The following is a 783-nucleotide window of genomic DNA, read 5'->3' as shown; positions in this document are numbered from 1 at the left end:
GGCGTATTTTGTTGAAAAACTCGTGCTTGATCGAAGCGTAAGTTGCTGATTCAATTCTTCTGGCCAGCGGGAGAATTGAGCAATGTTGGGACCGAGACAGGAAGCTCAGGCAGCACTATTCTACGAGTTCTCGCTTGAGGATCACGTCCCTATGGATCACCTGCTTCGATCCATCGACCGGTTTGTCGATCTGAGCAGCATCCGCACCCATCTTGCCGGTTTCTACAGCCACACAGGCCGTCCGTCGGTCGATCCCGAACTGCTGATCCGGATGCTGCTCGTTGGCTATTGCTTCGGCATCCGGTCGGAACGGCGGCTGTGCGAAGAGGTGCATCTGAACCTCGCGTATCGCTGGTTTTGCCGCCTCGATCTGAGCGACCGGGTCCCGGATCATTCGACGTTTTCCAAGAACCGCCACGGGCGCTTCCGCGAGAGCGAACTTCTGCGTCACCTGTTCGAGACGACCGTCGCGCGTTGCATCGCCGAAGGGCTGGTCAGTGGACAACGCATGGCGATCGATGCCAGCCTGATCGAGGCGGATGCCAACAAGCAGAACTCTACGCCGAAGGACGACTGGGACGCGGCGCGGATCGACCCGGCCGATGCACCCCGTGCGGTTCGCGAGTATCTCGACACGCTGGATGAAGCCGCCTTCGGGGCCGCCAGCGAGGTGCAGCCAAAGTTCACCTCGCATTCAGACCCGGCCAGCCAATGGACGGCGGCGCGTAAAGGTCCTGCATTCTTCAGTTATTCCGACAATTACCTGATCGACACGGATCATGG

General features: G+C 59.0%; 1 pseudogene. It reads left to right on the top strand.

The window, feature by feature from the left end:
- Positions 1 to 82 precede the first annotated feature (82 nt).
- A pseudogene (locus tag V8324_RS22145) lies at positions 83 to 783 on the top strand (IS1182-like element ISRssp12 family transposase); the annotation flags it as partial.

Origin of the sequence: Roseovarius sp. D22-M7 (assembly GCF_037083785.1) — a bacterium.
Classification (GTDB): Bacteria; Pseudomonadota; Alphaproteobacteria; order Rhodobacterales; family Rhodobacteraceae; genus Roseovarius.
The sequence above is the reverse complement of the archived record's forward strand: the minus strand, read 5'-3'. Positions and strand labels throughout refer to the sequence as shown.